The organism is Alteromonas sp. 38 (genome assembly GCF_902506055.1).
Classification (GTDB): domain Bacteria; phylum Pseudomonadota; class Gammaproteobacteria; order Enterobacterales; family Alteromonadaceae; genus Alteromonas; species Alteromonas lipotrueae.
Genome location: NZ_LR733300.1, coordinates 4,026,722 through 4,053,532 on the forward strand (window position 1 = coordinate 4,026,722; position 26,811 = coordinate 4,053,532).

Genomic DNA, 26,811 nt, shown 5'->3' on the forward strand with positions numbered 1-26,811 from the left:
ATTTACATTCTAGTGTCTAGTTAGTTTTCTCCATGCAGTTAAATAACGTCACTAGGACTCTTTTATGATTAACCGTAAATTGCTGGCTTCCAGTGCAGTCGCTACCTTACTAGGCTATGGTATAGCCTCCCCTGTTGCGCATTCACAGCCTTCCACATTCGTGCACTTATTCGAGTGGGATTGGCAGGATGTAGCAACCGAATGTGAAACCTATTTAAGTCAAAATGGGTTTGCTGCAGTGCAGGTTTCCCCGCCCAACGAACACATTAATGTTCCTCAGTGGTGGGCTCGCTACCAGCCTGTTAGCTATGATTTAGAAAGTCGCGGCGGATCTCGCGCAGACTTTACAAATATGGTTCAGCGCTGCAACGCAGTGGGTGTAGATATATACGTAGACGCTGTCATTAACCATATGGCCGCAGGATCGGGTACTGGAACAAACGGAAATACTTTTGGGAATAAAAATTACCCAATGTACTCGCCTCAAGATTTTCACGATACCTGCTCAGTTGATGATTATGGAGACCGGTGGCAAGTTCAAAACTGTGAATTAGTCGGTTTAGCCGACTTGAAAACCGAATCTAGTTACGTACAAAGCACCCTAGCAAACTACCTTAATGACTTGGTAAATATTGGCGTGGAAGGTTTTAGACTAGATGCCTCCAAACATATGCCTGCGGCAGATATATCGAGTATCATCAATCAGGTCAACGGCTCCCCGCTTGTGTTTCAAGAAGTAATAGATCAAGGCGGTGAGGCCATTAGTGCCGATGAATATTTCTCAAATGGCCTGGTGACCGAATTTAAATACTCAGTTGAAATTGGCAATGTTTTTCGCAATGGATCACTTGCTTGGCTTAGTAACTTCGGCGAAGCATGGGGTTTCATGCCAAGCTATAAAGCCGTTGTTTTTGTTGATAACCACGATAATCAACGAGGCCATGGTGGAGGCGGTAATGTTATTACCTTTGAAGATGGACGTTTATACGACCTTGCGAATATCTTTATGTTGGCATGGCCTTATGGTTACCCCAAAGTCATGTCGAGTTACGACTTCCACGGCGACACCGATGCGGGTGCACCATCAGTGCCAGTGCATAACAACGGAACACTTGAATGCTTTGCTGATAAGTGGAAATGCGAACATCGTTGGTCGTATATTTCAGGCGGCGTTGATTTCAGAGATAACACGTCAGATGATTTCGTGGTAACCGACTGGTGGAGCAATGGAGGCAACCAAATCGCCTTTGGTCGCGCAGACAGTGGATTTGTGGCAATAAACAAAGAAAGTTATACCATGGATACCACGCTAACCACATCCATGGCACCAGGCCAATATTGCAACGTATTAACCGGTAATATTAATACCGCCAAAACCCAATGTAGCGGCGAAGTTATTTCCGTTGCCCCCGATGGCTCTGTAGCCGTGAATATTGCTTCATGGGACGCCATTGCCATTCATCAAGGGGCAATGCTAACCACAGATGAACCCAATGCAGATTGGCAACGCACTATCATTTTTGTACAAGCCACCACCGAAAGTGGGCAAGACATGTTTATTCGAGGCGGAATCGATCATGACTATGCAGCATCAAATTTAGGGCTCTCTTGCACAACGAGTAACTATGCGTGTGCCATTCCCATCATCCACAACAATATGCGCAACACGACGACGGCACCTTGGAAAGCCAACGACAATTATCTTGATTGGTACGGTGTTGAAACTAGCCAAAGTAGTGAAGCTGAAGGTAGCGCGCTTGATTGGACTACGAATAATTGGCCTTCAGCGTGGGGATCCATTAAAACCGTCGACAATGATGGTTTTGGTGAAACACCGTTGAACCTGTGGGGCGATCATTATTGGATGCTAGATGTTCAAATGGATTGCAGTAAAACCATAAACGGTTGGTTTGAACTAAAAGCGTATATTAAAAATGGGCAAGGATGGGAAAGTGACGTAACTCAATCAGGTACGCCTTATACATCTAGTAATCATATGGCGCAGTGTGGAAAGCGCAATATGTTTGTGTTTGGGCAAAGTAGCGCCGACATAACCGCATTCTAGCGCTACACATTTAATAACTATACTCTCTCAAACTACAATAAGGCAGGCCCCGCTGAGGTACCTGCCTTAGCTTACTGCTATAGCTGCGCTGGGAAACGCCTACACCGACATAAAAATGATACCTAACGGCATGCAGAAAAACAGTCCACCAATATACGCGACACCGTAAAATTTCTTCTCGGCTACAATGACCGACAGTTTATAAGACAAATCTAACGGAATATTGCGCAACATCGGCGTACCGTAAATTAACACCACGCTAAAAACGTTATATAACAGATGTACAAGGGCAATTTGTAATGCAAACGCGGCATTCACACCCACCACACCAAGCGCTGCAATTAACGCGGTAATACAGGTGCCAATATTAGCGCCAAGGGTAAAGGGATAAATATCTTTTGCCTTTAGAATTCCGCTCCCCACTAAAGGCACAACCAGCGAGGTCGTAGTAGAAGAAGATTGCACCAGCACTGTCATTAGCGCACCAGAAGAAATACCCGATATAGGCCCTTTACCGATACTTTTATGCAGAATGTCTTTTGCTTTACCCACCATAAGGGATTTCATGATTTTCCCCATGTAGGTAATTGAGGTAACAATAAGCCCAATACCGAGAATGATCTTAACAATACCGGGGTACACCGAAGGCAAACCGCTAACCATGCCTGTTACCGCGTTAAGAGCTGGCTGGGTAAGTGCTTTAATAGGATTAAACCCTTCAACGCCCATCGTGCCACCCGTATTGAGCATAGACACTACTAAGGCGCTGGAGTGCTCTAAAATGCCAAAGGCCATTTCTAGAGGTAAAAATATAATCACCGACATCACATTGAAGAAATCGTGAATAGTTGCGGCGTTAAATGCTCGTTGAAACTCATCCTTTCTGGCGACATGCCCAAGGCTAACGAGGGTATTAGTGATGCTGGTGCCAATATTAGCTCCCATCATCATGGGCACGGCAATGGTGATAGGTAATCCACCTGCCACCATACCAACAATAATAGAGGTTACCGTACTTGACGATTGAATGAGTGCGGTGGCTACCATGCCAATAATCAGCCCCATGATGGGGTTACTGGCAAAAGTGAACAGCGTTTTAGCGTGATCGCCTGCGGCCAATTTGAAGCCACTGCCTATCATGCTAACGGCTAACAACATTAAATAAACGAGGGCGAGAAGCAGTAGCCAACGGCGCCAGTTACCATGCTGGGTTTCGGTTTCACAAACAAGAGGCGAATCTGATAGAGACATACAGTAAAACAGTCTATAAATAACAGTGAATTTATACTATGACGAAGATGTGACAGATAAATGACCACCTTCAACAGAAAAATTCACCGTAATTTATAGCCCTACTGCATCCTATCTTTAGGCCGCTTAAAAACCTAGAGGATAGCGGCGTACCACCTCTCCGACTTGTTTCAATGTGCTTTCATCAAGGTTAAGTGAAAACGCAGACAAGTTTTCAGCTAATTGCTCGGAGGTCGTTGCGCCAATAATAGTAGAAGTAACACCTGGCACTTGTTTACACCATGCTAAAGCCAATTGCGAGGGAGTAATCTTTGCTCGCTTGGCAATTTCAACATAACGAGCGGTGGCTTCACGGGCGGGCTCTTTATCTCTGAATAATCCTTGGCGCTGAACCAGTGTCCATCTAGAACCTTTGGGTCTATCTCCATTCATGTACTTACCACTTAGCATACCCGTAGCGAGTGGCGACCAAGGTAAATAGGCAATATTTTCAAGTACACAGGTTTCAATCAGATAAGGCCAATCTTTTAAATGCAGCAAACTAAATTCGTTTTGGATAGAAACTGGAAAAGGAATATTCATTTCTTTGCATAGCGTCAAAAACGTATGAATGCCCCAAGGCGTATCATCAGATAGCCCCCAATGGCGAATCTTTCCAACATCGAGTGCTTGTTTAATGCCGGTTAAAATATCTCGCATACCCTCAATTTCTTGCTGCTTATCTATTTTTGTGGGGTTAGCACGATCAGGCCAATGCTTTCCAAAATGTGGCGTAACGCGATTAGGCCAATGTAATTGATAAACATCAACATAATCGGTATTTAAACGACTTAACGAATCATTCAGTGCCGCTTCAACCGCGCTGGCAGTAATAGGCCCGCCTTCTCTTATATAACTCAAGCCGCTACCGGCCACTTTTGTCATGATAACAAGGGAATCACGTGCTGATTGATTTCTTGCTAACCAGTGACCCAATATTCGCTCGGTATCACCATAGGTTTTCTCGTTCGGCGGAACAGGGTACATTTCGGCGGTATCGATGAAGTTCACACCATGATCAACTGCTATTGCTAATTGCTCATCGGCGTCTTGCTGCGTATTTTGAATGCCCCATGTCATGGTGCCAAGGCAAATATCCGATACCGATAAGTCGCTACCGCCTAATTTGTTAAATTGCATATCTACGTTCACCCACCTTCAACTTGTCTCTGGTTTTCTCTGCTTTTGTGCTAGTTCTGCTTCCACAATAGCGAGTCGTTCTTCAATTGCTTGACGAGACTCTACCATTTCATTGGCAAGCTCAGCCAACGATTTGAACTCAGCAAAACCGAGTTTCCTCGGATCCATTCGCTGATATTGGCGCTTACACCGATAAAAGAACATAACGAAATTAGAAAAAGCGCGGTGAAATGTGGCAAAGCTCTTCACTAGGATTAAAATTAAAAGCACTGACGTGAGCACCGCAATACTAATACTGTATATTTTTACTTTTTGCTCTTGGTTTTCAATAATAGGCTGTAAAGCTTTGTCGATTAACGTGAGCTGTTGTTCCACACTATGCGCTTGTCGCCGAAAGCGTCCCACCAATCCTTCATTATGAGTAAGACCTAATGTTTGATGGGCAACAGCAAGTGCCCCCACTGCTTCTTTATATAAGCCAAGTAATTCGTTTACCTGTTCAGATTTGCCCGCACTACGCGCTTGCGCCAGCCGCTCTATACTCTGAACGGCAAGGGTAGCGTAATACTTATTGCGGGTTAACCGAAAATCGCGAATGGCCAACCTTGCGCTGTCAAGTTGAATGAGCGCATTAGATCCAACGTCGAAATACGACTGACTGAGCAATGCGCCCTCAGTCTCTATCATTTCCCCTAACAAACCAGATGTTGGTGTCAGCCCTATTTCGGTTTGTAACGTAACCACTTGTTGGAAAAGTTGTTGGTATTCATGTACTCCCTCGGCTAAGTTTCCTAACTGCGACGTAGGCATATCATAATCGCTAATTAATGGCGTAAGCTGGTTAAGCCGAGTGCTAAAACTCTCAGAACGCTCGATAAATAACTGAAAGTACTCCTGCTGATGGCGCATCAGAAAGTCTTTTTCATGCCGGCGCATCTGCAATAAATCTTGCCCCATACGAAGCAATAAGTCCCGCTGCTGATTTAATTCAATGAGCCTCTGCGTAAAATAATGCTGACTGACCACCAGCATGCCCATGCCAACAACACAAATCAGTGTCATTAGAACAAGCCTAGATTTTATAGAGTCAAACTTCATTCTTGGTATGTCTCCTAGAAAATGTTGTCTATTAACGCCAGGGCGTATCAAAAGCGAGCACGTGTATTGAAGATAGCCTAAAACCTGCCATTTAGAGCAACCGCTATACCCGCATCTACACCGGCACTGTTATTGGTACTTCCTCCCGTATATGCACTCTCCAAGTACGCAGTAACAGGAGTCAATATCAATGCTCGCTGACATATAGGGTGAAACCCCTATGTTCGAACAAAAAACAAACCGACATTATAAGGGCGTACCTTGCTGCAAAGGATACCTGAAGAAGATGACAGTCTTAAAACGGGATTATCTACACAAAAATGCAGTCTCATTTTGGAGAGAATAATGAAAAAGTTTGCCCTATCTACCTTAGCTGCGGCCATGCTCGCAAGCCCAGCGGCTCACACGTTAGCTGATGCCTACATTGGCGCTCAGCTTACCGAAACACTCACCACTCTTGATGCAACAGACTCACTTATGGCGGTCGTGACTTACGATCAGCTAGACCCGCTAGCCGAATCTCAATTACAACAACTCTTAAATCTCGGCATTTCAGAGGGGGTTCAATTCAAATCATTGCCAATCGTTGGTGTTATCGCCACGAAGGCACAGATAGATGCCATTGTAAAAATTGACGGCGTTCGCTCTGTATTTGCGAACCGTAAAATGAAGTTATATAACGCAGATGCTCGTGAAATTACGGGTGTTGCAGAACTTCAGAGCGATGGATTTATTCAGCGCAACGGTATGGAATTTACTGGTAAAGGCTCTACCGTAATGGTGATAGACTCGGGTATTGATGCCTCTCACCAAGATCACTTTTTCGGTGATACCGTAGTAGAAAATGTACAAGCCCTTACCCATGCTTCTGCAATTGGCATTACCGGTGTGACTGATGGCTTCACCTTGAAAGGCCAAGTAAATACCGACCTTAACTCAGGTCACGGAACGCATGTGGCAGGTACTATTGCGGGTAGCGGCAACATGTCCGATGGCAAATATATAGGCGCCGCGCCTGACGCTGATTTAATTGGGTATGGTTCCGGTGGGGCTGTTCTTTTACTAGATACCATTGGCGGTTTCGACTTCGCCATTAGTAATGTTTACAGCTACAACAACCCAATCAAAGTCATTAGTAACTCTTGGGGCTCAAGCGGTAAGTACGAGCCATTAGGGCCAGTGTCTTTAGCTACTTACAAGGCTCACAAGCTAGGTATGATAAGCGTTTTTGCTGCTGGTAACGATGGTCCAGGTGAAGATTCACATAATCCCTATGCGCAAATTCCATGGGGCATATCGGTAGGTGCAGGTGACAAATTTGGCGGCTTGGCAGACTTTTCTTCACGGGGATTAAACAGTGAGTCTGGTGATTTCACTATGCCTGATGGCACCGAGTGGACTTATAACAACGAAGTTTCCGTCGTCGCCCCAGGTGTAGATATTGTTTCTACCCGAGCAACAACGAATTTAGCGGCGAATGGTGGCGAAGCAGATATTGATGCCATTGAAGCACAGAATCTGCCGTTCTATACCATGATTTCAGGCACTTCGATGGCAACCCCTCACGTGTCAGGCATCATTGCACTCTTGCTAGAAGCAAACCCATCTTTAGATAACACCTCAATCAAACAAATTTTGCAAGAAACAGCTACCAATATGCCAGGTTACGAGCGTTGGGAGGTAGGAGCGGGCTACGTTAATGCTCGCTCTGCAGTAGCTGCTGCACTCGACTATGATATGTCTCACAGCATAACTGTAAACAACTTGCCGTCGAAAACCTTCAAGGCCAACGCATTGGTATCAACCAGTGAGCGTACAGAAGTGTTCGACTTGTTCTACGCACCAGTGGGAGAGCCTGAAGTAAAGACCTTTGAGGTAGGCGAAAGCGAAGTGCTCGTTAAGGCCTCGGCAAGCACCCTCGCCAATTTAACTAAACTGGTATTAGTCGCGCCCGATGGTACCGAGTACTTTGGAAACTTAACCACACCAGTATTGAGCACTACAATGCGTGTTTCAGCTCCAGCAATGCCGGGCACCTGGGGAATCTATGTCTACGGTTTAACATCTCTTTCAGGTGTTCAAGCGGACCCTCTAGGTATCACCAATGGCCCAGGCGTTCCTGAAACGTTTGATGTGACTGTTTCGTTCGAAGAAAGCGGTGGTTATGAAGGGATTGATGATATTGAAGGCCATGCACAACAAAACGCGATTGAATTTGCGATTAGTGAGCGCTTAATGGATGCCCTTAACAACCGAGGCTTTTATCCAAATGCGGGCTTAAAACGCAAAGATTTTGCCCGCTATGCTGTAATGGGCGGCGCAGTAAGACAATACCGTGACCTATTAAACGAAGACGTCCCTAACATTGGTGCCGTTCCAGGTTTTGATAAAGCATTTGTTGAGTCGGTTATGGTGAGTGGCGGCGCATTAAAAGATAACTTACGCAACCAATCACCCGTACTTTATAGCGAAGACGGCAGCGCCAACCCGTTTGGGGTAATGAGTAAGTTAGATACGGCTTATGCTATGGTGCAAATGCTAGGATTAGAGTCGGTTGCCACCAGTTTCGACCCTGATGCCGACATTATTGTCGATTACAGCGGTGAACAAATCGTTCTCGCCGATCAAGACCAAATTCCAGCGGAGTTAAAAGGCTACGTCCAATTGGCTATCACGATGTCGCTAATTAATGTCTCTTTTGGTACTGAACAGGCCCCTTTTAGTGTTACCCCAACGCTGACAGCAAGTTTTGACCCTGAGACGACTGTAACGCGGGCGCACTACGCTGTACTTTCATCAAGATTGTTTACCCAATATTATGAGTGATAACAGCTAAATGAGAAACGGAGCCGTTATAGTAGTTGATAACGGCTCCAATTCGGGTTACTTTTTGAACAAGGTTTAATAGAGATTGGTATTATGAAGATATCTCAAATGAAGTTTAAGCTCTTAATCAGCGTTGCTACCCTTGCGGTAATGATGTTTTCTGCCGCCCAAGCTCAAGTCGTTCTACCCAATTTACTTACAGTCGATAACAACCGCATTCAAGCAAAATTATCACTAACTACAGCGATTGAAGTAGACCTTACCATCGAGTTTGAAAATAGTATTGGCCTTCATGCTAGTAACTTTGACATTACGGCCGAGCTTCTCGACCCTAGTGACTTATTAATTACCGACCGCCTACCATCATTATTAACTAGCGCGACATCGGGCTTTCCGGTATTGGTATCAATATCACCAAAAGCAAATTCGGGTTTTGGTTTTGAAGGCGTTGCCATGGTAGAGCTTTATACCAAAGCGCTTCATTACGTCCCTACCACTCCATTTCGGCTCTTTACCTCTCACGCAGATGGCACTTTTGAAGATATCACCACACTGACATCTTCCGGTAGCCTTCGCGCAAGAGGCAGCACGGGCCAATTCTCTGACTTCATTATTCTGCTTGATACGCGCGCGCCAAGTGCAGTCATTAGCGATAAAGTCAGTAATATCAGCCAAACCGTCAATAACAATAGAAGCGATATCTCTTTGGTACTTCAAGGAGCACTAGATAGCGGAATTAACGACATTCAAAATGCATTAGCAATAAATGATGATGCCGCTGCATTAACTGCAGTGGACAGCCTAATTTCGGTTGTTGATAATGCCTCTGGTAGTGAGATTCCTGATGTATGGCTTGCCAACGGTAGTGTGGTAAACGCAAAAGGGATATTGCTTACACAAATGCAAACCCTTCGTTTCAGTTTACGTACACTGTAAATCGCGAGTTATACGGAGCCTTGTTATGCCATTGCAAATTGCAGTATCTCAGCCTAATGGCAGCGTAGCAGAGCACGTACTTTTTGAGGGTAGACAGTATCGAATAGGTCGGGCGCAAAATGCTGACATTATTATTGCGCATCCTCAAATCTCTCGCTTGCATGCCGAATTACAGGCCACTAACGACAGTTTATGGCAATTAAATGATACCAGTTCAACAGGTTGCTTCAGTGGCGGTGTGCCCGTTAAAAATATTGCGATTAATAAACCTCAGCATTTATTTTTCGGCCCAATATCATGCAAACTTACACCGGTTGAGCATAGCAAAGTTATTCAGTTAGATAGTCAACGCGTATGGCGAGAGCGACAACTAAAGCGTTATCAAAACCAACTTCAAAACTGTAATGACAGTAGCGCACTAATTCATTTAGCTCGAGAATGTTTAATTCAGTCGTTAGCTTGCGAGCGCGCCTCACTCATCTTATTTGATGAGGAAAATAAAGCATTGTTTGGTTTGGGTCACGAGCCATGGATGAATTCGGAGAACTTCACCGGTAGCCGCACTATTATTCGACGTACGATGGAAACAAACGCGGTGCTGGCGGTAGGCAATATTGTTGCCGACAACTCTCTTAACGCTCAACAAAGTATTATTCGCAATGGCATTCAGGCCGCTATCAGTGTTCCCGTTTGCATAGACGGTAAACCAGTAGGGGTTTTATACGCCGATTCCCTTGTGGGGAGACGCTATTTCACCGAAACTGACATCGAGTTTGCCAGGTCTCTCGCTAATTTATTGTCTCTTCGTTTGTTATTCCACGCCATAGAGCATAAACTTTATCTAATTAATTAGAATAATATTGGTTTCACTCGTTGCGATATGCCCAGCAAAGCGCGCGAGATGAAGCCTATGCTGTAGTAATTGTAGTGTGGAGATGCGTTTGACTGGGCCGGGGAATATACCTTCAACGCCAGAACATTTTCAAACTGAGGCTTTGTCATCAGGGCCTAGACTTGCCTCCGGAACCATACTTTCTGATAGGTTTCGTATTATTCAACAGTTAGGGGCAGGCACTCAGGCCAGTGTTTATGCCGCCAAAGACGAGTTACTTGCGGTTGATGTAGCACTGAAACTCATCCCTGGCGCCGCAACTGATCCAGCCAGTATGCAGGTACTTCGCAATGAAGTTGTTATTGCTCGACAACTTCAACACCCTAATATTATTCGTGTTCACGATGTATTTGCTGACGAGTATTACGCCTTTTTCACTATGGAGTACATAGAAGGTGAGCCATTATTCGAGCGCCTTCAACGCCCTATTTCTCGCACCACATATCAAAAATGGTCGCACCAATTACTTGATGCTATTGCCACCTGTCAAAGCGTAGATATTAAACACGGTGATATAAAACCCGACAATATCCTTATTGATTCGAATGATAACTTATTACTCATTGATTTCGGCATAGGCCAATCGGAACAAAATGGTGAGCAAACGAGTGGCCATTTACAGTACTCGGCTCCAGAAGTGATTCACTCGGGAACGGCAGGTGAATTTTCAGATACCTACAGTGCCGGTAAAGTGCTTAAGGATATGCTCGGTTGTGTGGCGTTATCATCATTTTCGTTATCTGACACTGTGTGGCTTAGAAAGCAAACTCAGTTTATTCGTAACCTTACCCATCAAATTCCAGAAAAACGCCCCACCCTAACACAAGCGCTGAACCACGCTAACACGCCCGCTTCATCGTCAAAATTCGTAGCCGTGTTCATCATTTTTATACTTGTGTTAGCAACGATTGCAATTACCTTTATGGTGAATAAAACAAAATCTAATCAGGATGGGTTCGGCAGTAAAACCTTACAACTCGCTATAATTCACGATAACAACTATCCACTATTAGGCACCATTAGTGACTTACTTCGCTACCCTCTTTCAACCCACCCTGATGTTGCTTTGGTCAGCGAAAACGAAAGCACTACGATAATTGGAAATTTAGCACTGTCCCCTATGGATAATGACAATGATAGAGTGGATTTCAGTGCAATCCTTGGTACCGATAGTCTGTTGTTACTTGATGCAACTCCCACTAGCAGTCAGTCTTACTTACTTCACGCCAGCGTACTTAGTATGCCGGCCAATACGCAGATATTTACGGTAAGTCATTCTATTACGACCAGCAGCTTGGCTAACGATTTAGATGCCTTTGCCGACAAGCTCGTTGAAGCATTGTTTTCTCATTTAAAAACCGAGGTAGACACCCCAGACTTACGTTACTTAAATGCGTTACATGATGCCTGGGAGGCCGGGCCGGCCCTTGCTCGTGAAGATGCTATTGAGGCGATGATAACCAGTACACCAGATTACCCTGGGGGGTGGGTAGCTAATGCTGAACTAGCGTTAAATAATAACGATATTTTGGTCGCCAGAGAGTCTCTAGATACCTTAATGGCAATGCCCGACATCGGCGAGTATTGGCGTTTGCAGGGAGAGCTACTTCGGGCGCAAATAGATGATAATCTTTCGTTGGCCCAACAATCCATTGATGCGTTAATTAGCCATTACCCTAATCGTGCCGACTTACTTGCCATGCGAGCTGATATCCATCAGTGGGCTAACGAGCCACTATTGGCCATGGACGATTACCAAGCCGCGTTGCAATTACGTCCCAATGATGGCCAACTTTGGTTTGAACTTGCGCGTTTGCAAATAATGGATGGCAACATTGACACTGCCATTAGTGAAACCCTTACTCAAGCGCTAATTGCCTTTAGAAAAGTTAAAAACAAGGTAGGTGAAAGCTTAGTACTTAATGCTTTTGGTATCGCTCACTTGCGTATTGCAGAGCACGCTACCGCAGCATCGTATTTTCAAGATGCACTATCACTTAGGGATGCTACATCCCAACCTTCTGAACGAGCCAAAACACTTGCCAACTTAGCTATCGCAGCATCACTTACTCGCAAAATCGAACTAGCCGAATCTTCGTTAAAAGAGGCTTTGTCACTCATAATGGATATTGGTGATCTGGAACAAGAAGCTCACATCAATGACACGTTAGGGTTTCTCTATGAAGAGCAAGGTGAGTTCGAAAAAGCGCTTTTGCACTATAAACGTGGTTTAGATATTCGGGTACAAATCGATGACAAAGTGCTAAAACCAGAAAGCATGAGTAACGTAGCTTATATGCACTTTTTGATTGGCGATCTGTCCCTTGCTGATATTTATTGGCAACAGGCGAAAACGTTATTTGAGAGGAACAACGATCAGTCTCATCTGCTTCGTACGTATCAAAACCTTGCACAGTTAAGTTTAGTAAAGGGCGACAATAATGCCGCCACCCGCTATCTTTCTGAAGTTGAGGGTAAGTTGAACCAGCAAAACGACCAAGAAAAAATGGTAAACCACCTGCTGTTAAGTTACTTCCATTTTACTAATGGGAAGTTAATTGAAGCCCTTACCCAAATAGAGCAAGCGAAGCAATTAGCTGAGCGTGCATCAGACACTCGAGCACTGATTGAGGTAAGTTTATGGCATGGCGAAGTCTGTCTTCGCACAGCAGATTGGCAATGCGTAACAGAGGTGCTTTCGAGTATCGACAGCGAAGTTGTTAAAGAAAGGCGCGATCAGCATGCTGTCATGCAGTGGCTACTGTTAGCATCACAACATCAACAACAACCAATAAATACAACCGGCTTTAGCCCGTCTTTCGACACATCTCATATTCCCGTAGTCACAGAACTTAAAATTTTATTGGATATTCAACACCGATTTAATCTTGAGCCTGACAGTGAAGTGATGCAGACGATTAATACGCTTATTAAGCCAACTTATTATCAGCCTTATCTACATTGGCTATATCTTGAGGTAAGGGCCGGCAAAACTGAGCTAGCCAAAACCCTAGCGCAACAATTAGCAGTGCATCCCAATTACTGGCGCAATCACGTTTACTATTCAGTTTTTCCAAAGTACGAAGCCAAACTACAGCCATTACGTACACAGTGGCTAGAGCAGCTTTCTGAAACGCAAGCATTAGAATATAGGCAGGCCTACCTTGAGTGATATTGAGCAGCAACTGGCCTCAATTCGAGCCCTTCAAGATTCTTTAAAAAACAGACTTGATGACGAACAAGCTACACTTCAAAAGCTCGCTAAACGTTTATGGGCGCAACAAGAATCTGAAAAAGCAAAGTTATCCCGTGAATTACACGATGGTATTGGTCAGCTTTTAACAGGGCTAACTCGACGCTTGCAGGCCTTGTCAGCAGATTCGCCTGAGCTTGAAAATTTGCATGGTTTGGCAGAAATGGCGTTAAATGATGTGCGCCAATTATCGAGGTTGATGAGCCCTACCATTTTAGATGATTTGGGGTTAAAACCTGCATTAAGCTGGCTTTGCCGTAACTTGCTCAGCTCTGAAGATATCGAGTATGAATGCACCATTGATATTCCAGCAGATATTGCTAAAGATGTGAGTATTTTACTCTTTCGCATTGCACAAGAAACCTTGGTTAATACCATAAAACATAGCCACGCGAGCAAAGTAACGTTAAGTCTTGCCTTTCATAATAATGTTATTCGCTTAGATATTGTGGACAATGGTGACGGATTTGATAAAACAACCGTAGAGCCTGGTGTGGGCTTATCGAGCATTCGAGATCGAGCTAAGGCGTTCAACGCACAATTAGTGTTAACGTCGGCTATAGGTCAAGGCACAAGAACAACAGTAACGGTACCCGTATGACAATTCGTGTAGTGCTCGCAGACGACCATGTATTAATGCGCCAAGGCGTATCACAAATGTTAAATGCCACTGATAACATCAGTGTTATTGGTGAATGTGATGACGGCGTCGAGCTTGTATCGACGGTGGTTAAACTCTCACCCGATGTCATTCTCATGGATATTTCCATGCCTCGGATGAGTGGCCTTGTGGCCATTGATAAAATACTTTCCCAGCGATGCGATGCCAAAGTACTTGTGTTGTCGATGCATAACGAAGTTGAGTATGTAGAAGCCATGCGTGATGCAGGGGCTAGAGGGTATGTGCTAAAAGAATCATCTGGTGATGTACTTGTTGAAGCAATAAAAAAAGTGGCGGCAGGACAAACGTTCTTCCCCGACAGGGTGAGTGATAGCCAGGATGAACAGTTTCAAAAACACGTTAGTCCATTAAGCGTACTAACGCGCCGAGAGCGCGAAGTTTTCTTTTTGGTTGCCGCCGGTAATACAAGCAAAAAAATAGGTGAGTTATTGAATATGAGCCTAAAAACTGCTGAAAATCACCGAAGTAATATATACAAAAAGCTCAACTTGAGCAGTTCAGCCGAGCTAATAAGAATGGCCGGCAAAGCCGGCCTTCTTGAATAGCGATTGCTTTTATAACTGATGAGCCTGAGACACGACGAAGGCTGTTTCTCCGCGTGTCACTTCATCAGTAGGGTTGAAGTAAGCCACCAGCGTAGGCTCTAAATCAAATGGCCCCTGCTCTACTTCCACTTGCACTTGCATTAACCCCATGGCTAACGCTTGCTGAACATAGCCGCGCATTTCAGGCGCAATAAGTTCACTATCTGCAACAGGCACTGCTTGGTCAAATACAATGGCTACCAGCGTTTCAGCCGTGTCGAAAGATTGTGCAGATGCTTCCAGCCCTAGTGCCTGTATTAAAGAATAGGCCATCGTTTCTTTAGTCACAGTATCGGCAGCGCCAAAATGCTCACTACCTCCGGTAAGCATGAGAGGGCTATCACTGAAGGTAAGATCACGCAACACGCCGCCTTCTGACGTTACGGCGTTAACCGCTCCAGAAAACGCTGAATCCACGTCAAAAAACATCGCAGTGTTACCTACAAGAGACTGGCGTACGCTATTGCTAAGGGTAAGTACATCCGCAAATTCAACACGTGTAAGTGCATCGTCCGGCTTAAAGCCATCAGTCGCGGCATCCATTAATTCGTTGGCTACAACATATTCAACGTATGGCTGCGACGGGTGACCAGCGACATCGTCAATGCCCACATACCCAGAAGTTTCAAGTAATCGAATATTCACGTCTGTTGTAGAGGGAATACCCACGCCATTCGTTACGCCCAACGGGTCAACAGATACACCACTGACGCTTCCAATACCGCTGCTATATAGTTTCCACTCACCTGCCATGCCGGGTGCTGCAGTACCTACTGAAGAGCCCAGAAGCGGCAAACCGATACCTGACCCGTAACGATTGCCCGCGGGATCTTCCAGTACGAAGGCCGTTGCCGTCTCAATCGTGGCACTTGCCAATACCATAGACACGTCTGGCCCAACATCGAAGGTTTCTACCGGAGGCTCACCAACAGGAAGGTAAGTGGTTGGCAGAGTAAAGCTTTCGCCTTCCGATACATTGGCAAAGCCGTTAAATTTTCGGTCTAGCTTTAACGTATCACCATATACTTCTACGCCGTTAACAATCGCATTCACTGCGGCATAGGCATTCGCGTAACCCGCACCTACTTCCCATTCAGCCAAGCCCACCATTGGTGTAGCGGTTTGTTGAATAATTGATTTCACATCTTCCCACTGCAAACTAGGGTCAGCTTCTAGCATTAATGCCACTATGCCTGAAACATGCGGCGCCGCCATTGAAGTACCACTTGATACGGTATAGAAAGGTAAATGGGCAGGCTCTATCATCGCAGCGTCATCGGAAGCGCTAAGTGCACCTAAACTAGATGTAGATGCTCTTGCAGAAATAACGTCTACGCCAGGTGCTGTAATAGTAGGGCGATCTTCCCAAGTAAATACTTCACCATCGACAACCACTTGGCCGCCTTTACCATCTACGCCACGAGAGCTAAAGTCGGCCAAATTGCCTTCCTTATCGCCAGCCGCAACTGTGATAACCCAAGGCGCCTTTTTAAAGTTACCTGTAATTGTCGACTCACCAGAGCCTGAGTTTCCTGCTGAGAACACCGTAATAATGCCATTATCTGCCAATGCTTTCGTCGCGACATTTGTTGGATCATCTGGATTAAAGTCAGTACCTACATCACCTGTATTACCAAATGAGTTAGAAATAACACGAATGTTGTAGTCGTACTGGTGAGTAAGGGCATAATCGAAACCACCAAGGGTGTCTAATATGAATAGTGCGGCACCCGAACCGTAACCGATGATATCAGCACCTGGAGCCACACCAGCATGCAGGCCGCTACTTTTTGCACCATTACCACCAACGGTGCCAGCAACGTGAGTACCATGCCCACCGCCGATATCGGTGTTAGGCACATTTTCTTGATAAGTTATGGGTAAAATATCGCTAAAACTATTTAAGTTTACTTGTGCTAGTACGTTTTGTACCACGTGATCAGGATAAGCAATGTCGGAATGTGTTCCATCTACGCCTGAATCATTAACGACTACGCCAATGCCGTTGCCAGAATATGGTACGCCGTTATTACGCAAATCTCGGTCTGCTCGTAATGCTTGCACGCCAGTAATCTGGGTAGATTCATGATTTTCTAGTACCAGTGGATCATTATTCCACACAGACACGACATCGTCGCGGCTATAAAGGGCTTCAACCTGTGCTTTGGTGGCCATAATGCCAACAATAGGCAAATTCTGAAGGCTAACACCCGATGTGATACCTAGCGCGTCGAGTGCGGTTAATTGGTCAAATGAAAGGGGTCCATTTCCTTCAAACGTTACAATCACTTGCTGTAGCTCTGTTGGTGCCGCTAGCAATTTATCTGCAAGCGTAGTATCGAAAGTTTTTGCGTTAACCATGCTTGCTGGTAAAGCGCATGCTACCGCAACTGCTATTGCATTTTTCTTGTTTAAAATTTTCATTGTACACCTCGTTGTTTTTACCCTTTGAGTATTTCGTAAGCGAGGCGAACACACTATGGGGGGTTCCCCCTATAACCATAAGTCTAATAAAACGAGCTAGCCAAACACTGTGTTGAGCATAAAAAAAGCCCCCACAATAGTGTGGGGGCCGTGGAGGCACCAACTTACGAGAAACTTGTAGGTTGGCGGGAACGTATTGATGCGCTACAACGGTATTATCAACACCATTCGCGTTTTACTATTTTCTTGTTTTAAAAAAAAGAACCATCAACAACAATGGAACAAACATGTGTATCGGAGGCTCGCTTACTGATACAGAGCCATCTTGTGACGGCGTTTTAGTTAAACTAAATAACCCGTTAGCACATAAGCTATCGGTAGTAGTATAAAAACAGGTTTCATCTCCCCCCATACCGCCCCGTCCAGTAGCTAGCACATAATCTCCGTTAAAAAATGTGAAGACAAAGCCTTCTGGATCATCGTCACCGAAAATAAGGTCGTCTAGATCAATTATTTCAATATCGCTTAAATGATCTTCATCAAGTAGGAAGGTATCTCCATCATATTCAAAATTAAAACCAAAACTTTCCCATGTATAGGCACTAAAGTCAGAGACCGAGTCATCAAAAGAGATAGATCCAGAAACAAACGCTTGTGACGAACCGTTGGTTAACGTTAATTCATCAAAGTCGAAGGTAATTAACGCGCCCCATGTAGGTGAGGCAATGGTAAGCAAAATTAACGTAAATAATGTTCTCATAAGGTTTCCAACTTATAAAATATTAAGGCTTAATGCGTTGTTTTTAATTCTTTATTTAACTTTTAGCTTCAATGTATAAGCGGCTATTAAGCTTATTACTTGGTATCTAGTATCTAGTCTTCGTTGTAAACCAGCCATAGGGAGTTCCCCCTACTTTTTAGCCTGTCATTGTCCGCTGGCCACTAGCCGAACGAAGGCAGCGTTTCTATAAGGGAGAACTCTTTTAGTGCCATCTTTAAAACTTACAGCAACAGCACCTTGGTTTAGGTGGGTGAAGGCATTGATGATTAACGCTTCTGCAGCATCACCAGACCAATAGTCGCCCTTATGGGCATGGGGGAAAAATCCGCTTTGAATATACGGTCCCTCGGGCTTTGTCGGGGGTTGAACTAGTGACAGCAGTTCTTGAGATGTCGGCAATCGCCACGTGCTGAGCCCGCACACTTTTTGCAAATTTGCTTGTGCAACTATATCGCTCACATTGCACCCTGGCGTTTTATAAAAACAACTACCTTTATGAGGCTCACCAATATGCAATGAAGATGAATACCAACTGTATGTCCAATAACTATCAAAAGGCGATTCATCATCTCGCCCCACCATCCAGTACAGACGTTGTTCATTGTCTTTAATACAATGCCAAGGGCCATCATTTTCTTCTATCTCTGTGCCTTTAGGGTCTACTTTTACGAACCGGCTTGTTTCAAGGGGTGGTTCTGGCAGCGCAGGTATGCTCAATAACCTTAAAATAACCAGCATGGTGATTAACAGCCCAGCGCGCAGCACAATACGCTTTTTCACAATAGCAACTCCCATACAGTTGGTTTTAAAATAAGCATTACTTAGATTGCGTTTGGTAGCGTAATTGGAGAGGTCTTACGTGGCGTGTATGGGCCATTTGTGCATGATCGAAGGCGCTTAACCACATGCATACTCCATCCTCGACGGCGATATCTAAATCATCTTGGGTTTGCTTTTTTCTTACCACCTCAAGGTGCCAATAACCAGAGTCGTAAAGCCCTCGCGCTCTGACATGTGCTCGCCCTCCCTCTAATTGATTTGAACGATACAATACTGAGGGTAATGTACTACCCACTGAATAATCATCGTCCGTCGGCGAATACGCTTTGTAACTAAACCAAGTCCGTTCTCCCTCAGCTGAAGTTTCAGTGAAACGAGGCAGGCGCTTAGGCTCAATACCTTTAGGGGAGTACCATTTCCAATTCATGATGTAACTTCCTCCTAATGAACTATCCTGACGATAACCCGCAGTATAGCGAGACATGCCTGCTATAGGTGCTGTAGGTTTACCAATAAAATTATCGTCCATGATAAACATATTATTGGTTCGCACTGCTTTCCAGTGCCAGAGATCTGCGGTGCGAGAGTGGCTGTAGTGATAACCTTTCTTGTGTGTATTAGCAGGCTTCCCTTTTAAAGGATTAGCCCCTAGGTGTGCAGTGCCTGCTGCGGCAATAAAGCAACTTTTCGAGAGTAACATGGCAAATTTATCTTCATAAAAGCTCAGTTCATTATTGTGCGCAAATCCATTTTCTTTCACCTTCCACCCCTTGTTCGTTTTGATTAAAGGCAGGTGAAGTAAACTTTCCGATGGGTCTTGCCATCGAATAAAGAAATATATTTCAGATTCATTGTGTAATGCTTTAACGCTAACCTTCGATGCGCCATTATTAAAGTTAGCGCCACCAAACGTCCCTATTGATACTTCATTAGCGCTTTGCCAATCAAGCTCGTCATCCTTTCCATCTATTCGAATAAAGCTATCATTCTCAATCTGGTACACAACTAACTTATCCGGTTTAGATAGTATGTACGCACTTATTGCCGCACCGATAACAATGGTAATTAGCAGCAACCCGACATTTTGTTTATTGAAAAATGGCGAGAGCAAGTAAGTCGATAAAACCCGTAAAGGCTTAGTTAAATAGTAACGAATAGGGTGTAATAGAAAAAAGAGAAGCAGCCCTAGTGCGGCATAATAATGTACCCACTTAACTTGAGCCTGCGCCGCTTCAGAAAACACCTGTAGTAAACCAGTAGTGCAAGATACAACTAACAGATATGACCCTAGCTTGTTCCATGCTTTAAAAGCCCCATTTTCTTGGCGCTTGTTGTATAGACACCACAACATAATAGGTAACGCGAGCAACAGGAATGATGCTGCCAAAATATGCCAAAGATGCACTAACCCCTGAGGAAGAAGCCAGCTTACATGCAGCCAAAAACTATGCTGTAAAGTCGCGATCCGAAGCCCTGATAAAAGCAAAATAACCACGCAAATCAATACAACGAAATGGCTTACCAGAAACAAAGAACGTGACTTCATACAAGGCCTGTTAAGCAGAAAAGTGAATGAGTTAAAATGCTACAGAATTATTAATTTTTTATGACTCACCCCACAATAGGGTGATCCCCCCATTTCTCCTCCTCTTTAAATTTCATTCAATACGCGGCATCAATTTATAGCTGCTTTAGGCACTCAAATGAAAATGTTACTTGCTAGTATTCTTATACTCGTATTGCTTTTTTTAACGATGAATTCAGTACAAGCTGCCACCCACCTCTACCGATTGAGTTGGGATAAAAACCCGCAACACGAAGCCGTTATTGGCTTTAGCCCGAAGGGGTTGAGTATTGCTCCTTATGTCATGTATGGATCGACTCCTAACCAAGTCTCTTGGCAAAAAGCTGATGTATCGCTAAATGCCACCTTCTTTACGCTTGAGTCACACTTTGTCAGGCTGGAAAACCTGCCCGCAGATAGTAATATTTACTTTCATGTTTGTGATCAAGACGGGTGCGGCCAACGAATGTGGTTCAAAACCGCTGCCGATTATCCAAAGCCATTCGTTGCTATTGCAGGAGGTGATACCCGAACAGGCTGGACTACACGTCAGGATGGAAACCGTCTTGTAGCCAAAATACGCCCACTATTTATTATGCACGGCGGTGACTTCACGAATGGAAACACTCCTTTTGAAATGGCTGGCTTCCTAGCGGATTGGCAACTCACTTTCTCTGATGACACCATTGATAACATCGGCTACAAGCGTATCTACCCCATTGTTCCTACCCACGGAAATCATGAAGACACCAACTACGCAACATTATGCGAGGTGTTTGGCGTTGACTACTTTCAAGATGGCGAATGCAACGAACAGGACGCCTATGGTGCAATGACCATCAACGATTTAATCCGTGTGTATACCCTGAACAGTCAATTTCAAGAAAGTGGATGGTCAGTTCTAGCGACACAAATGAACGATTGGCTGGCTGATGATTTAAGTACATATGCCAATGCTCCGCTTTGGCGCGTAGCCCAATACCACAAACCTATTTTTCCTCATTATGACGGTAAACCTAGCAACGAAGGTCTATTTAACTGGTGGGCGTCCTTGTTCTACAAACACAACATGAACCTAGTGGTAGAATCGGACACTCACATCAATAAACTTACACACCCGCTAAAACCAGCAGAAACCGGCATTGAATATCTTCAAGCTAACAACGGCGGCACGGTATTTGTTGGAGAAGGAAGCTGGGGGGCACCTGCTCGTTCAGCCAATCAGGCTTTTCCTTGGACAATTGATCTTGCCAGTATTCAGCAGTTTAAAGTATTGAGCGTTACCCAAGAGTCTATATTGATACGCACAGCTCAATTTGATGATAACGCCCGTGCGCTCTCTGCTGATGATCGCGAGCAAGACCCGCTAGCGCTACCAGAAAAGGTAGCATGGTGGTCGGCCAACGGGATTGGCGATGTATTCCCGCTAATTAAAACTACCACTGGGTTAACCCAACATGCAAAACAACTCGCCGATAATGAAAGAGAGTTTGTACTAAGTGTCTCCGATGATAGTTTCATTGCAAGCGAACAGCCTACCAAAAACTACAATGCCTACCCTACAGGCATGCGAGTGGGAAATACCGATGTCACCTATGGTGAAACAAAAGCGCTACTCAAATTCACTCCTGATGTAGTGGGTACCTGTGCAACGTTAACTGAAGCGAATCTGACTCTGTCGGTACAACCTACCGATGCAACGATCGAATCTAATATTTCAGCCTTAACTGAGACCGGTGCCACTTTCGCTGAACTTGGTGTCATGTTGAACCTAGCATTGATTGAGCCTCAATTCAGTGAAAGCGCAGTGAACTGGACTACAGGCAACATCCTATTCTCAAGTGCATCAAGTGGGGAGTTCGACAGCTTTGAAACCATTGCGGCAGGAAATACTATCACCTTCACATTCAATGAAGTGACGCTCGCAAAACTAAACGCACAATTTCAGCAATACCACGCTTTCGGGTTTGGCATTAGTGCAACCCATCCAATAGTGAACCGCTTTGTTAGTGATAGCGAAAATCATAATGCTGCTACACTGCGCACTCGCTTTAGTGCCACTGCGGCGTGCTTCGAACAGCCTAGTAATTCTCTAGCCGTGCCATCCCAAATTACCGAACTCAACGCGAATAAGGGTGATTTCCTTACTTACCATATTCCTGAAGTTTCGCGAGCGCGTTCACTCGAATTTGTTTTACGTTCAGGGTATGGCGACCCCGATTTATATGTACTGAAAAACGGTATAGTCAGTCTTAATCACTATGAATGCCGCCCTTATCTAAAACACGAAAGTGAAGTGTGTTTACTCGAAGTACCAGAGGGTACACCTGTTTCAATAGGCATTCACGCTCATAGCCTATACAGCGGCGCATCACTTACCATTACTGAAAAATAAGCCCTACTTAATTAACATTTTATTGCTATGAGGGTGATAAAAGCGACAGCACTCACCTTCATCGCTTTGGACAAAAACAATGAATATTTCAAGACGTAATTTCTTTCGACATTCTGCACGCTACATGGGCGCTTCTGCTACGCTACTTTCAGTTAATGCCCTATCCACGCCACTACATTCTAGTTTGCTGGCTAATTACAAAACTGATAATCAGCACTATTTTAAACACGGCGTAGCCAGTGGCGACCCGTTACCTAACGCCGTCATAATCTGGACGAGAGTAAGTTCTTGCACAGACACCGTACCGGTTAATTTCTACGTTGCTACTGACGAGGGCATGACTAACTTGGTTGCAACAGGTGTGGTACAAGCCTCTAGCGAGCGCGACTTTACGGTTAAAGTTGACGTGGAAAAATTAACTCCCAACACTAGCTATTACTACCAGTTCGAAGTATCAGGTTATAGAAGCCGTATTGGTAAAACCAAGACAGTACCACTTGAGGCGACACATGCGCGCTTTGCGGTTGTATCTTGCTCAAACTACCCTGAAGGCTATTTCAATGTGTACCATGCGCTAACCAATATTGATAATCTTGATGCCATTTTACACTTGGGCGATTACTTATATGAGTATGCAGAAGATGAATATGGTGATGGTTCGAGACTTGGCCGCGCCCCACTTCCTGATAAAGAAATAACTACACTAAGCGATTACCGCACTCGCCACGCACAGTATAAGACCGACCCCGACTTAGCCAAACTTCATGCTTTGCATCCCTTTATTACCGTATGGGATGATCATGAAATTACTAACGACGCCTATAAAGATGGGGCTGAAAATCACAATGAAGGCGAAGGGGATTATCAGCAGCGTAAGCATTTTGCAATTAAAGCCTACTATGAATGGATGCCAATACGAGAAGGAAGTATTTATCGCCAGTTTGAATGGGGAGGGTTACTCGACCTTTTTATGTTAGACACACGCATTGAAGGAAGAGATGCGCAAGTAGATTCATCTGTTGCGCCAGAGCGTAGTGACAGTAACCGCACACTACTGGGTGACGAACAAGAACGCTGGTTACTCGATAATCTTGCAGCTTCTAATGCACATTGGCGCTTTCTAGGGCAACAGGTTATGTTTGGCCAGTTAAAAGGCATCAATGCTCCAAACCTATCTGCAGCGGGTATTCCACTTACGCAAGATCTTGTTGCGCTGAATATGGATCAATGGGATGGATACCCAGAATCTCGGCAGCGCATTTTGGATGTAATTAAAGCCTATAAAATAAAAAATACGGTAGTGCTTACTGGCGATATTCATACCTCTTGGGGAATGGAAGTATTCGAAGACAGTACTAACGGGTATACCTATAACGATAGAATTCGCTTAGGAGAATCGCCTTTAGCGGTAGAGTTTGTGACTCCATCAGTAACATCACCTGGGTTTCCTGATGAAATTGCAGACCCACTCGCCTTGCTTATTCCTACTATGAACCCCCACATGAAATACGTCGAACTTAAAACCCATGGTTTTATGGTAGTGGATGTTACCCGCCACAAGGTAGTTTGCGATTGGTGGTACGTTGATACGATTGAAGATCCTCGTTATACGGCACGATTAGCTAAAAGCATGTATACAGTTAGCGGTAGCCAACGTCTATCGGAACAGCCATCGCTTGGAGTATCTTTCGATTACACACACAATCCGTTTAAGTAAAAAGGTAGCTTGCCGCCAAGATTGTGTTTTTAGGTTATAAAGCTCAAAAAACAAAAATGGGGCGTATGCCCCATTTGAATTGATTCGTAATTAATTGTCGTTAATTAGTATTTGATTCATTTAACGACTTAGCCAAATTATAATTGCCTTGCGATAACGCAATATCGGCCACTGAGTTACCTGCCAAGTCTTTGTGCTGGGGGTTAGCGCCTTGCTCAATTAGCTCATTCACTAAAGACTGCCTATCGAACAAACTAGCGAACATGAGTGCCGTTTGACCTTGAGAGTTAGTTTCATCGATATTGCATTGTGCAAACATCAGTTTTCTAGCCACACTCAAATGCCCTTTGAAAATAGCCCCCATTAGTGCGGTGTTACCTTTGTTATCTTCCTGGCAGGCATTGATATTTTCCTTGCCAAGTAAATAAGTAACCGCATCGTTGTGGCCATGGTAAGCGGCTAGAATAAGTGCGGTATAACCTTTATCGTCAGCTACGTTTCCATCAAGACCTGCCTGATAAAAGGCTTGAAGCAACTCAACATTGCCCTCACGCGCGGCATCAAAATAGTGCGCTTTCAGGTCATCAATACTGGATTGCGCATGACATAGGCTCACGCTAAGCATTAAAGTAAAACACAATAGTGTGCGTTTAACGATGTGCATTGTGGGTCTCCTGTGTCGTCGTTGGCAATGATAAATATGAGTAGTTGATATGAAAAAAGCTACAAGGTAAAACAGGTGGTTCAAACGAAGTCTTTGATAACGATAACTGCCCTACCTAAATAGGTAGGGCGAGTTGATAGTGGTGTTACTTATTGCATAAGGGCAGTCAAGCTTTCCGCTACTTTCTTCGCTTTAGCAGCGCGGGCTGCTTGCTCGTCCATTAGTGCTTTTGCTTCTGCACGTACTTGCGAGATAGAAACCTTAGCTAGCTTAGCAACGCCGGTACCGTATTCTTTATCAGCGTTGTACATGAATGCACTGATGATAACGCGAATCTCTTCTTCAGGTACCGATGCTAATGCACCACCTATGTTGTTGATTAAGTTCTTACGACCTTGCTTATCAAGGTTGCGGTAGAACTCACCCGCTTGTTTGAAGTTCTGTTCCTTGTAGAAAGGAATTTGCTGTGTCATACCTGCAAGCGGCTTGCTTGAGTAGCGGTATGCAGGATCTTCATTCAAGTCTAAGCGACGGCTAGGCTGGTAGTTAACATCACGGTTAGTTGATGTAGTACGAAGCTGGCCATGTTGCTCGTGGTTATTAATCTCAACATTTTTAGGCGCGTTTACCGGAATACGGTAAGCGTTAACACCTAAACGGTAGCGCTGGGTATCAGCATAAGAGAACAAACGACCTTGTAGCATTCTATCTTCTGACGGCTCAATACCTGGAATTAAGTTGCTTGGTGCAAATGCAGCTTGCTCAGTTTCTTCAAAGAAGTTGTCAGGTACACGGTTTAACACCATACGACCAATTTTGCGTGAAGCAACTAACTTCTCAGGCCAGATCTTTGTGGTATCTAACGGGTTGAAGTCAAAATCATCTAACTGCTCTGGCTCAAGTTCTTGCAAATACAAATCCCATGAAGCGGTTTCGCCTTTCTCACCAATGCGAGTGTAAACGTCAGTAGTGTGTGGCTGGAAATCCATACCTTGTTGTTTCATTGCTTCTTCAGCAGTGAAGTTCTTAATAGGTTGGTTCGCTTTCCACGTAAATTTCACGTATTTAACATTGCCTTCATCATCAACAAATTTGAATGCGTGAACACCTGAACCATCCATATTTAGGTAGCTTGCAGGCGTACCATAGTCAGAGAACAACATGGTTAGTGTGTGCGTAGACTCTGGAACATGCGAGAAGAAGTCGAATACACGCTTAGCATCTTGCTTGTTGGTTACCGGAGACGGTTTAAATGCGTGAACCATATCTGGGAATTTAATTGCATCACGGATAAAGAACACAGGGAAGTTGTTACCGACTAAATCCCAGTTTCCTTGTTCGGTGTAGAATTTAACGGCGAAACCACGAGGATCACGAAGTGTTTCAGGCGAAAGGTGGCCGTGTACTACTGATGAAAAGCGCACGAATACTTCGGTCTTTTTACCTTCACCTTGGAAAGGTGCAGCAACTGTATCGTCAGACAAATCTTCGTAGTTTTCATAGTAACCATGAATACCGACACCACGGGCATGAACCACACGCTCTGGAATACGCTCACGGTCAAACGCCGCTAGCTTCTCAATTAGGTGAGAATCTTGTAAAAGCACAGGGCCCCAAGGACCAGCAGTTTGCGAGTTCTGGTTATCACCAACTGGTGCGCCATTTTGACGAGTAAGGGTATCCGCTTGAGCAGTTAAGCCCATGCTTAACATACCTACGG

At 44.5% G+C, this 26,811-nt stretch carries 18 protein-coding genes; 9 read left to right on the forward strand and 9 right to left on the reverse strand.

Features of this window, described 5'->3' with window-relative positions:
• Positions 1-64: 64 nt before the first annotated feature.
• On the forward strand, positions 65-2,065 hold the full coding sequence (locus FLAVO9R_RS17365) for an alpha-amylase (RefSeq protein ID WP_159533374.1): 2,001 nt from the start codon (positions 65-67) through the stop codon (positions 2,063-2,065).
• Between the two features lie 99 nt (positions 2,066-2,164).
• On the opposite strand, the gene FLAVO9R_RS17370 is transcribed toward FLAVO9R_RS17365, so the two are convergent.
• The 3 genes from FLAVO9R_RS17370 to FLAVO9R_RS17380 form a co-directional block, all read right to left on the reverse strand.
• Complete coding sequence (locus tag FLAVO9R_RS17370; RefSeq protein ID WP_159533376.1) at positions 2,165-3,316, reverse strand: Na/Pi symporter; 1,152 nt, start codon at positions 3,314-3,316, stop codon at positions 2,165-2,167.
• A 126-nt stretch (positions 3,317-3,442) separates the two neighbouring features.
• A complete protein-coding gene (locus tag FLAVO9R_RS17375) occupies positions 3,443-4,495 on the reverse strand; it encodes an aldo/keto reductase (protein ID WP_159533378.1) in 1,053 nt (350 codons plus the stop codon).
• An 18-nt stretch (positions 4,496-4,513) separates the two neighbouring features.
• Complete coding sequence (locus tag FLAVO9R_RS17380; protein WP_232370693.1) at positions 4,514-5,557, reverse strand: chemotaxis protein; 1,044 nt, start codon at positions 5,555-5,557, stop codon at positions 4,514-4,516.
• A gap of 381 nt (positions 5,558-5,938) precedes the next feature.
• Here FLAVO9R_RS17380 and FLAVO9R_RS17385 point away from each other — a divergent pair, with 381 nt between their 5' ends.
• The 6 genes from FLAVO9R_RS17385 to FLAVO9R_RS17410 all read left to right on the forward strand — a co-directional run bounded on the left by FLAVO9R_RS17385 (position 5,939) and on the right by FLAVO9R_RS17410 (position 14,727).
• Positions 5,939-8,419 carry a S8 family peptidase gene (locus FLAVO9R_RS17385; protein ID WP_159533382.1) on the forward strand — a complete coding sequence of 827 codons (2,481 nt, stop codon included), beginning with the start codon at positions 5,939-5,941 and terminating at the stop codon, positions 8,417-8,419.
• Between the two features lie 108 nt (positions 8,420-8,527).
• Positions 8,528-9,355, forward strand: a complete 828-nt coding sequence (locus FLAVO9R_RS17390) for a DUF6689 family protein (RefSeq protein WP_232370694.1) — start codon at positions 8,528-8,530, stop codon at positions 9,353-9,355.
• A gap of 25 nt (positions 9,356-9,380) precedes the next feature.
• Positions 9,381-10,208 carry a GAF domain-containing protein gene (locus FLAVO9R_RS17395; protein WP_159533386.1) on the forward strand — a complete coding sequence of 276 codons (828 nt, stop codon included), beginning with the start codon at positions 9,381-9,383 and terminating at the stop codon, positions 10,206-10,208.
• Positions 10,209-10,290: 82 nt separating this feature from the next.
• The gene (locus FLAVO9R_RS17400) at positions 10,291-13,419 is read left to right on the forward strand and encodes a protein kinase domain-containing protein (protein ID WP_159533388.1); all 3,129 of its coding nucleotides are present in this window, start codon (positions 10,291-10,293) and stop codon (positions 13,417-13,419) included.
• Positions 13,412-14,101, forward strand: coding sequence for a sensor histidine kinase (locus FLAVO9R_RS17405; protein WP_159533390.1), 690 nt, complete (start codon positions 13,412-13,414; stop codon positions 14,099-14,101). Before FLAVO9R_RS17400 ends, FLAVO9R_RS17405 begins: the two co-directional genes overlap by 8 nt.
• The gene (locus FLAVO9R_RS17410) at positions 14,098-14,727 is read left to right on the forward strand and encodes a response regulator (protein WP_159533392.1); all 630 of its coding nucleotides are present in this window, start codon (positions 14,098-14,100) and stop codon (positions 14,725-14,727) included. The genes FLAVO9R_RS17405 and FLAVO9R_RS17410 overlap by 4 nt, the downstream gene beginning before the upstream one ends.
• Before the next feature lie 9 nt (positions 14,728-14,736).
• On the opposite strand, the gene FLAVO9R_RS17415 is transcribed toward FLAVO9R_RS17410, so the two are convergent.
• The 4 genes from FLAVO9R_RS17415 to FLAVO9R_RS17430 form a co-directional block, all read right to left on the reverse strand.
• On the reverse strand, positions 14,737-17,190 hold the full coding sequence (locus FLAVO9R_RS17415) for a S8 family serine peptidase (protein WP_159533394.1): 2,454 nt from the start codon (positions 17,188-17,190) through the stop codon (positions 14,737-14,739).
• A gap of 238 nt (positions 17,191-17,428) precedes the next feature.
• Positions 17,429-17,950 carry a hypothetical protein gene (locus FLAVO9R_RS17420; protein ID WP_159533396.1) on the reverse strand — a complete coding sequence of 174 codons (522 nt, stop codon included), beginning with the start codon at positions 17,948-17,950 and terminating at the stop codon, positions 17,429-17,431.
• 165 nt (positions 17,951-18,115) lie between these two features.
• The gene (locus tag FLAVO9R_RS17425; protein WP_159533398.1) at positions 18,116-18,751 is read right to left on the reverse strand and encodes an Lcl C-terminal domain-containing protein; all 636 of its coding nucleotides are present in this window, start codon (positions 18,749-18,751) and stop codon (positions 18,116-18,118) included.
• A 37-nt stretch (positions 18,752-18,788) separates the two neighbouring features.
• A complete protein-coding gene (locus FLAVO9R_RS17430) occupies positions 18,789-20,297 on the reverse strand; it encodes an ethylbenzene dehydrogenase-related protein (RefSeq protein ID WP_159533400.1) in 1,509 nt (502 codons plus the stop codon).
• 157 nt (positions 20,298-20,454) lie between these two features.
• Here FLAVO9R_RS17430 and FLAVO9R_RS17435 point away from each other — a divergent pair, with 157 nt between their 5' ends.
• A complete protein-coding gene (locus tag FLAVO9R_RS17435) occupies positions 20,455-22,710 on the forward strand; it encodes a metallophosphoesterase (RefSeq protein WP_201299281.1) in 2,256 nt (751 codons plus the stop codon).
• Positions 22,711-22,789: 79 nt separating this feature from the next.
• Positions 22,790-24,427: an alkaline phosphatase D family protein gene (locus FLAVO9R_RS17440; protein ID WP_159533402.1), complete on the forward strand. Its 1,638-nt coding sequence runs from the start codon at positions 22,790-22,792 to the stop codon at positions 24,425-24,427.
• A gap of 100 nt (positions 24,428-24,527) precedes the next feature.
• Here the strand turns inward: FLAVO9R_RS17440 and FLAVO9R_RS17445 are convergent, their stop codons facing one another.
• Positions 24,528-25,091: an ankyrin repeat domain-containing protein gene (locus FLAVO9R_RS17445; protein WP_159533404.1), complete on the reverse strand. Its 564-nt coding sequence runs from the start codon at positions 25,089-25,091 to the stop codon at positions 24,528-24,530.
• Between the two features lie 149 nt (positions 25,092-25,240).
• Entirely contained in the window at positions 25,241-26,803 is a 1,563-nt protein-coding gene (locus tag FLAVO9R_RS17450; protein ID WP_159534711.1) for a catalase, read from the reverse strand.
• Positions 26,804-26,811 lie beyond the last annotated feature (8 nt).